We start from the raw sequence: 8,410 nt of genomic DNA, 5'->3' as shown, positions 1-8,410 counted from the left end.
GGCGTTTTTGATGAGATGGGGCAGGTCGATGCCCGCCGGGCAGACCGCCTTGCAGGCCTGGCAGTTGAGGCAGTTTCGGACCAGCGCCCGGGCGTTTTCCACCCCATGGTAGAAGGCGGTGAGGATGAGCCCGATGGCGCCGATGTACACATGGCCGTAGTTGTGGCCCCCCACCAGCCGGTAGATGGGGCACACGTTGGCGCAGGCGCCGCAGCGAACGCACCGGAGAGCCTGGGAAAAGACGGGGTTTTTGGCCAGGGCGCGTCGGCCGTTGTCCAGAAAGACGATGTGCAGCTCTTTGCGACCCGACGGGGCGGTGGCACAGGGCACGGCGCCCGTGATCCAGGTGACGTAGGTGGAGATGGCCTGCCCCGTGGCGTTGCGGGGAAGGGCCTTCAGGATGGTGAGGGCCGTCTCCAGGTCAGGCACCAGCTTGTCCAGACCCACCAGGGCCACGTGGATCCTGGGCAGCGTGGTGACCAGGCGGGCGTTGCCTTCGTTGGTCACCAACCCCAGGGTGCCCGAATCGGCGATGGCAAAGTTGGCGCCGGAAACGCCCATGTCCGCTTCCAAGTAGGCCCGGCGGAGGGTGCGGCGGGCCACCTTCACCATCTTTTCAATGTCGTCGGGATCCATGGGCTCCCCCGTCACCCGGGTGAACAGTTCGGCCACCTGGTGGCGCGAAAGATGGATGGCGGGCAGGACCATGTGCGACGGCCCTTCACGGCGCAACTGAATGATCCATTCGCCCAGGTCCGTTTCGGTCACCTGGAGGCCTTCCCGCTCCAGGTGCTCGTTCAGGAAGGTCTCTTCCGCCGTCATGGACTTGGACTTGATCACATGGCGGACTCCCCCCTCCCGGGCGATCCGGGCAATGATCTCGTTGGCCTCCTGGGCCGTGGCGGCTTCATGGACCACGGCCCCCGCCGCTTCCGCCCTTTTCTTGAACGCCGCCAGCAGCTCATCCAGCCGGGGAAGGGCGGAATCCTTTCGGGAGGCGATGTCGGCGATGAGGGATTCCAGGTCCATGCCCTCAAAGGCCTTGGCGTGCGATTCCCGGTAGGCGGCGGCGAACTGGTCCAGGGTTTGTCGCAGAAAGGCGTTTTGCAGTGCGTCCCGCAGTTCCTTCCGGTAGGTCTTGACGTCGCCGGGCGTTCGTATCATGACGCATCCTCCTCCAGGATGAGCACGTGGAGTTCCTGGGGCCCGTGGACCCCGATGGTGAGCACCCGTTCGATGTCCGCCGTCCGGCTGGCTCCCGAGATGAAGGCCAGGTAGCGGGGCCCGTCCTTTTGGAGCGCGGCCATCTCGTGGCCAAGTTCCAGCGATTCCTCCCGGATGCGGCTTGCGGGTAGAACCGCCACGTGAACTTCAGAGAGCATGGTGGCGATGCGTAGATCTTCGGAGGTGGAATCGAGCACCAGGGTGCCCGTTTCGGCGATGGCCCAATCGGCCGGGGTGAGGCCCGTATGGATGTCTTCCAGGTGGTTTCTGAGCGGCGGCTCCAGCAGCCGCACCTGGTGCGAGGCCCCCTGTTCCACCAGGGCGCTCAGCGCCTCCTTGGGAACACCCACGGGCGCCAAGGTGGCCCCTGCCCGATGGGCCGTGAGCTCCAGGGCATAGCGAACCGCTTCTGCCCAATCGGCAACGCGGTGCACCACGGTCTGAACGGCCTGGGCCCTTTCCTCAAAGTGTTGCAGAAGCTCTGTCCGATTCATGGCTTCATCCTGCATGCGGGCTTCAAGGGATGGGAAAACACCGACGGTCGGCATGCTTAGAAGCGGGACGCGGCATCCCGCGCCCCGGCCCCATGGGTGAGGATCACACCATTCCCATACCATGGGCTCGAAAAAGGAGGAGCGGTTTCGAGAAAATAAGGGCCGACCCAGCCCACGCATCTGCCCATGGAGAAAAAGAGAGCCGGGCGATCCATCGCTTCGCAGAGCAAAGAAGGGCACTCGGCGCGTGCAGGTGCCGAATGACGACCGATTGAATCGAAGCCTACGAAATCCCTGAAGTGAGTGTCAAGGCCAACAATCCTGGAGAAGTTGAACTCTTTTGGGGTTGCTGTTAGCTTGAACTCCCAATGATGAACGCCATGTTGGCACTAATGGTTGGTCGTCAACTTCATGGTCTGTGATCAGGACCCCAATCGGCACGGAGGGGGCGGAAAGTCCTCAACCAAGGAGTACGTCATGATATCCAAGGCCCTTGTCAAGGAATTCCAAGAAGTGGTGGGCGCCGACGGGGTTTTCGTCGACGAGGCGGATCGGGCGGTCTATTCCTACGATGCGGCCGTACTGGAACCGGTGGTGCCGGCCCTGGTGGTGCGGCCCACCACGGCGGAAGCCCTCGCCCGGGTGGTTCGCCTGTGCAACGAAAACCGCCTGCCCCTCACGGTGCGGGGCGCGGGGACCAACCTGAGCGGCGGCACGATCCCCAACCCCCACGGCGTGGTGGTGCTCACCAACGGACTCAACCGAATCTTGGAAATCAACACCGAGGACCTCTATGCCGTGGTGGAGCCGGGCGTGGTGACGGCCAAGTTCGCCGCGGCGGTGGAAGGTCAGGGCCTCTTCTATCCTCCGGATCCCGGAAGTCAGGCCGTTTCCACACTGGGAGGCAACGTGGCGGAAAACGCCGGGGGGCTGAGGGGTCTCAAATACGGCGTCACCCGCGATTACGTGATGGGTCTGGAATTTTTCGACGCCAACGGGGACCTGGTGAAAACCGGCGCTCGGACGGTCAAGTGCGTGACCGGCTACAACCTGGCGGCCCTCCTGGTGGGATCGGAAGGCACCCTGGGGGTGATCCACAAGATCATCTTGAAGCTCATCCCGGCGCCTCAGCACAGAAAATCCATGATGGCCGTTTTCGACCGGGTGTCGGGGGCGTCCGAGACGGTGGCGGCGGTCATCGCCGGTCGGATCGTTCCCGCCACCCTGGAATTTCTGGACAATTTCACCATTCGGGCCGTGGAATCCTACAGCCAGGCGGGCCTCCCCGTGGATGCGGCGGCGCTGCTGCTCATTGAAGTGGACGGTCATCCGGCACAGGTGGAGGAGGAAGCGGCCAAGGTGGAAGCCATCTGCCGGGAAAAGGGTGCCTCCAGCATCCGGGTGGCCCAAACGGACCAGGAACGCAACAAGGTCTGGGAAGCCCGGCGCGCGGCCCTTTCCGCTCTGGCCAAGCTCAAGCCCACCGTGGTCCTGGAAGACGCCACGGTGCCCCGAAGCCGCATTCCGGACATGGTGGCGGCCGTGGAGGAGATCGCCCGCAAGTACCAACTCACCATCGGCACCTTCGGCCATGCCGGGGACGGCAATCTGCATCCCACCATCCTGACCGACCGGCGGGACCAGGAGGAATGGCATCGGGTGGAGCAGGCCATCGACGAGATCTTCGACCGGGCCCTGGCCATGGGCGGGACCCTTTCCGGGGAGCATGGCATCGGTATCGCCAAGACCTCCTTCATGGAGCGGGAGACGTCTCGGGCCACCCTGGACTACGCGCGCCGGATCAAGCGGGCCCTGGACCCGCACAACATCTTGAATCCCGGAAAGATCATAGGAGACGCGTGAGATGGCGACCATCAAGGAACTGGCGCATCTGGTGCGTGAGCTGGAGGACCAGCTGGTGGTGTGCATGCGCTGCGGCATGTGCCAGGCGGTCTGCCCGCTTTATGGGCAGACGGGCCGGGAGGCGGACGTGGCCCGGGGCAAGCTGGCCCTGCTGGAGGGACTTTCCAAGGAAATGTTTCGGGATCCCTCGGGCGTCTCTGAGCGGCTCAACCGGTGCCTCTTGTGCGGATCTTGTGCGGCCAACTGCCCCAGCGGCGTGAAGGTGCTGGACATCTTTGTCAAAGCCCGGGCCATTCTGGCCGGTTACCAGGGCCTGTCTCCCATCAAAAAGGCCGTCCTGCGGGGCATGCTGGGAAATCCCCAAATCTTCGATCGGGTGACGGCGTGGGGGGCGCGATTTCAAAAACTGCTCACCCGTCCGGTCAACGAAACCTTGGGAACGTCCTGCGCCCGCCTGGGGGCTTCTTTGCTGGGGAACCGTCACATCAAACCCCTGGCGCCCAAGCCCTTCCATGCGCAGCTGCCGTCCCTGGACGAAGCCCCTGGGGCTTCGGGACTGAAAGCCGCTTTTTTTGTGGGTTGTCTTATCGACAAGATCTTTCCGTCGGTAGCCCGGGCGAGCCTCAAGGTGCTGCGCCACCACGGCGTGGGGGTTTACCTCCCCGACAACCAGGCTTGCTGCGGCATTCCGGCAGCCTCCAGCGGCGATCTGGAAACCTTCAAGAAGTTGGTCCGCCACAATCTGGAGCGCTTCCCCGCGGATCGTTTTGACGTGCTGCTCACGTCGTGCGCCACCTGCACCTCCACCATAAAGAAGATCTGGCCGGTGCTTTTTCAAGACGACGATCCGGATGTCCTGGAACGGGTCCGGACCCTGAGCGACAAGGTGATGGACATCCATGCGTTTCTGGTCCATCGCCTGGGCGTGGCCCCTGATCCCGCGCTTCCCAGGGACGATGCCCTTCCCGTCACCTATCATGATCCCTGCCACCTGAAAAAATCCTTGGGAGTGTTTGCCGAACCGCGCCGCCTGCTGCGTGCCAGTCCTTCCGTGCGCCTGGTGGAGATGGCCGAACCGGACTGGTGCTGCGGGCTGGGGGGCAGTTTCAGTCTGGAACACTATGACCTTTCATCCGGCATCGGGCGTCGCAAGAGGGATCAGGTGGCGGCCACGGGATGCCGCGTAGTGACAACCGGGTGTCCTGCCTGTATGATACAGCTCCACGACCAACTGAGTCAGGCAGGCGATGCCGTCCAGGTGCGCCATGCCATCGAAATCTACGCGGAGAATCTCGACTCGTGAAGGCCCTTCCTGTCAAGCCCATCAAGCCGAAACGGATCGCCGATGAGGTGGCCGATCAACTCACGGAACTCATCTACCGGGGGGTTCTGAAACCCGGTGATCGCCAGCCGGTTATTCAGCATCCGTTTCCAGGTAACCTTCGATCCAGGGAATCAGCTCCAGGAAATGGGCCTTGTGCGGGTCGTCGGCGGAGCCGATGCGGTGGTGGATGGTGATGCCGCGCTCGGCGCAGTAGCGCTCCAGGGACGGCTTGGGACGGCTGGCGATGAGCAGCCCCTGCTTCTGCGCGGCCCACTGAAAGTGGGGACCGTCCCCGCCGCTGTCCCCCATGACGATGATGCGCCCCGCTCCAATGCCGAACGCCTCGGCCACGGCCTCCGAATTGGCGGCCTTGTCCTGGATTTCCCGCAATGGATGGAAAACGGGCGGGTCCGTGGGCCCTTCCGGGTAGTGGATGAAGGGGTGGGCGGAAAGGGCCGCCAAGGGCGGCAGCAGTCCCTTGGCCAGGATCCGCTGGTAGGTACCCTGAAAGCCCGTGGTGTTGAGCATGAAAAGAATCCGGTTTTCCCGGCACCAGTCCATGAGTTCGGCCGCGCCCGGGTAGGTGGCGAAGGATGCCTCCAGGTAGGCGTCCATCATTTCCTGTGTCACGGGGCCGGGCAGGAGCTTCTCGATCCGCCGGATGGCCTCACCCAAGGAGATGGCGTTGGACGTGTACTGGCGGAAGACGGCGGTGAGCGGGTCCCTGAGATTCGGGTAGTTGAAGAAGATGCAGTCGAACGGCCCGCCGGGCGACAGGCATTCACTCCAATCTGAAGAAAAGAGCGCTCGGTATCTTGGGGTTTCATCCGCCATGCTTTCCTCCTGTTTTCCATTCCGTTTCTACTGGGTGTTCTGGAAATAGTAGCTGATTCCGTCCTGGTAGCCGTTTCCGAAGCCCAGCATGTTGTTGCTGAAGGAAACGCCCTTGGGATCCAGGCTGAAGGTGAGCGCCCGGTCCAAAGAGACCGACGCCGAAGGAAGTCCTCCCACCGGCAGCCCCGCGTAGTCGTTTCCCACGCTGAAGTTCTTGGCCAGGCCGCGGGCGAAGGCTTCCGCTTCTTTCACGATCTGGTCGTAGTCTTCCAGTTCCAGGCTGAAGGCCGAAACGGACCAAAGCGATGCGCCGATGCCCACGAAGGCTCCCACCAGGTAGCTCGTGGCCTGTTCATACAGGTTTCCGATGAGGCTTTCCACCAGGGCGCCTCCCGTCTCGTCGTCCAGCACAGCCCTTAGGTCGTAGGTTTCCGGATCCACTTCCAGCCAGGCCCAGCGCACCCGGCCGTCCACCACCCCGGGGGAGCTGGGAAAGAGCAGGTACCGGTCGGTCTCTTCCAGGTAGCGAACCAGGCGTTGGGGATAGGACCGGGCCTGGAGCTGCTCCAGAAAGGCTTCCCGGTTGTCGTCGGCCACGAAGAGAAGGCGCGTGTCCGGCGGACAATGGCTCCAGATTTCCCACAGGCCGGTACTCCGCGGGGAAAGGGCCGCGGCTTCCAATTGGGCGGCGGCCAGTCCGCCCAGGATTCGAAAGGCCCTTTCGGCCCGCGGGTCCGGGGCCCGATGCACCTGGGCAAAGGGGGCCAATAGATCCATCTGGGCCCGCAACGGTCCTTCACCGTTGTCTTTGCTGAGTATCACTGCCAGGCAGCGGGCCTGCGTGGTGCGCCCCGCCACCAGGCCGAGCTTTTGGGCCGTTTGCCGTTCCCAGGCCGACTGCGCCCCCAGGAACCGGCCTGCCAGGCCGTGGGCGTACCAGCGAAGGCCGGAAAAGGCGTCGGGAGGCACCGGCGCGGCTTTGCGCATCTTCCGGCGCGCATCCTCCAACACCTGGAGCGCGGACGGCGGAAGATCCGGCAGGTTGATCCCCAGGCTCAAAAAGACGCCGGTGATATCCGTTTGCGCAGGCAGCAGGAAACGGCGTTTGTATTCACCTTCCGGAGGTTCCAACCGGTAGTACCAGCCGACCACTTCCACCCGGGTGGCGTCCGGAGCGTCCTCATCAGAGGTGATCTTCCGACCTTCCGGGCCGTTCAAAACCGCCTTGTAGACCACCGTGCCCCGGGCCGGGACCTGGGTGAAGCCCACATCGATCCAATCCAGGCTCGAACCGGCCAGACCCAGCGACGTTTCCAGCAGGGCCACCTCTTCCGGCTCTTCGGTTTCGCCGCCCGCCAGGGCGCCGCTCATGCGTCCCGCCTGCGCGTTCCGGTCCTCCTTTTGGGAACGCACCAGAAGCCCCACCTCCAGCTCCGCTTCCACCTGCGGGCTGTCTTCCAGCGTCTCCACATGGTAGCTCACCAGGCCCTGGAGGGATCGAAGGTCTTCCAGGAAGGGCGACACAAGCACCCGTTGCGTGCCGTCGGCACTGCGGTAACCAAGCGCCGGCAGCCGTTCCAGTTGGATCTCCTCAAGGCCCGCCCGCCGGGCCAGCTCTTGACGTCCCTTGTCCAAAAGCTCCACCACGGCCCGTTGGGTGCGCAGGCCGGAGCGGTTGAGCACCTGTTCGGCGAGGGCCGCCAGGTCCGATTCCGTGCCCCATCCCTGGGTGAGCACCGCTTCCGGCGCGTAGCGCACCGCCCACGGGGTTTTTCCGGGAAGCCAGTGCAGGGTTTGGGCCCGGCGCCGCAGGGTCTCCAGATCTTTCAGCTCACCCAGGGATCGGGCTCCCGCCACCGTAAGCCCCGGAGGATCCAGCCGGGGGCCCACCTCCGCCTTCAAACCCGGGTCCACCACCCGCAAAGGGACCGCACCGGGCTTTTTCCATCCCGAGGCCGCCCGCCGGGCGGACAGTTCCCGGACCTTTTCCGCCACCCGGCTCCAGAAGTCCTCATCGCCGTCGTCGGGCATCTCCAGCCTGGTGAAGGAAAGCAGGGGTTCTTCCACAACTTCGGGGGAAAGGGGAATCGAAAGATCGTCGAAGATCAGGGATCCCACGCGCCACTTTGCGAGATCCGAATCTTCCGGGAGGGAAAAGAGGAGCCAGCCGCGCCGGGCCTGTCCCGCCGGCAGAACGGAATCGGAATCCAGGGCCAGCGGCAGCAGGTCTTCGGCGCTTTCCGGCAACAGGGTTTCGGAAAGTGCATCGGGGCGCGGTGATAGGCGCACCGATGCAAAATGGGCCAGGCCCCGGTGGGCCGACGGAAGCGCCTTTTGACGTGCCTTTTTCACGCGATCCATTTCCTGCCCGGCCTTTTGGGGATCAAAGCCCGGTCCCTTCAGGACCAAAAGCTCACCCACCCTCAGGTGCCCCTTTCCGGGCGGAACCCGGAAGGTGGCGTCCACGGCCACCAGGGGATCGTTCCTTTCCGGAACGTCCGTAACGCGCGCCACCCGGTGGACGTAGATTGCCACGTCCTCGTTTCGGGCCGCGGGAGGCCCGCCCAAATCTTCCGGCCCCAGGGAGCCCACCACCGGAACCGTCACGCTTCCGCCCGCCAGGTCGAACCAGAGGGCCATGGGCTTTTCTTCTTCCACGTAGCGGCGGGGG

At 64.1% G+C, this 8,410-nt stretch carries 6 protein-coding genes; 2 read left to right on the top strand and 4 right to left on the bottom strand.

Going from position 1 to position 8,410, the window contains the following annotated elements:
• Positions 1-1,164, bottom strand: a 1,164-nt coding sequence (locus B9A12_RS16115; protein ID WP_139796691.1) for a lactate utilization protein B, incomplete at its 3' end; no start/stop codon positions are given.
• Positions 1,161-1,718, bottom strand: coding sequence for a LutC/YkgG family protein (locus tag B9A12_RS16110; RefSeq protein ID WP_212636981.1), 558 nt, complete (start codon positions 1,716-1,718; stop codon positions 1,161-1,163). The genes B9A12_RS16110 and B9A12_RS16115, both read right to left, overlap by 4 nt.
• Before the next feature lie 477 nt (positions 1,719-2,195).
• On the opposite strand from B9A12_RS16110, the gene B9A12_RS16105 reads away from it, so the two are divergent.
• Positions 2,196-3,581, top strand: a complete 1,386-nt coding sequence (locus B9A12_RS16105; protein ID WP_139796689.1) for an FAD-binding oxidoreductase — start codon at positions 2,196-2,198, stop codon at positions 3,579-3,581.
• A gap of 1 nt (position 3,582) precedes the next feature.
• Entirely contained in the window at positions 3,583-4,884 is a 1,302-nt protein-coding gene (locus B9A12_RS16100) for a (Fe-S)-binding protein (protein WP_084059116.1), read from the top strand.
• Positions 4,885-4,995: 111 nt separating this feature from the next.
• On the opposite strand, the gene B9A12_RS16095 is transcribed toward B9A12_RS16100, so the two are convergent.
• Together B9A12_RS16095 and B9A12_RS17135 are read right to left on the bottom strand one after the other, a co-directional pair.
• The gene (locus B9A12_RS16095) at positions 4,996-5,739 is read right to left on the bottom strand and encodes an HAD family hydrolase (RefSeq protein WP_084059115.1); all 744 of its coding nucleotides are present in this window, start codon (positions 5,737-5,739) and stop codon (positions 4,996-4,998) included.
• Positions 5,740-5,766: 27 nt separating this feature from the next.
• On the bottom strand, positions 5,767-8,410 hold a 2,644-nt coding region (locus tag B9A12_RS17135), incomplete at its 5' end, for a hypothetical protein (RefSeq protein WP_170920681.1).

The organism is Desulfacinum hydrothermale DSM 13146 (assembly GCF_900176285.1).
In the GTDB taxonomy this organism is placed as follows: Bacteria; Desulfobacterota; Syntrophobacteria; order Syntrophobacterales; family DSM-9756; genus Desulfacinum; species Desulfacinum hydrothermale.
The sequence above is the reverse complement of the archived record's forward strand: the minus strand, read 5'-3'. Positions and strand labels throughout refer to the sequence as shown.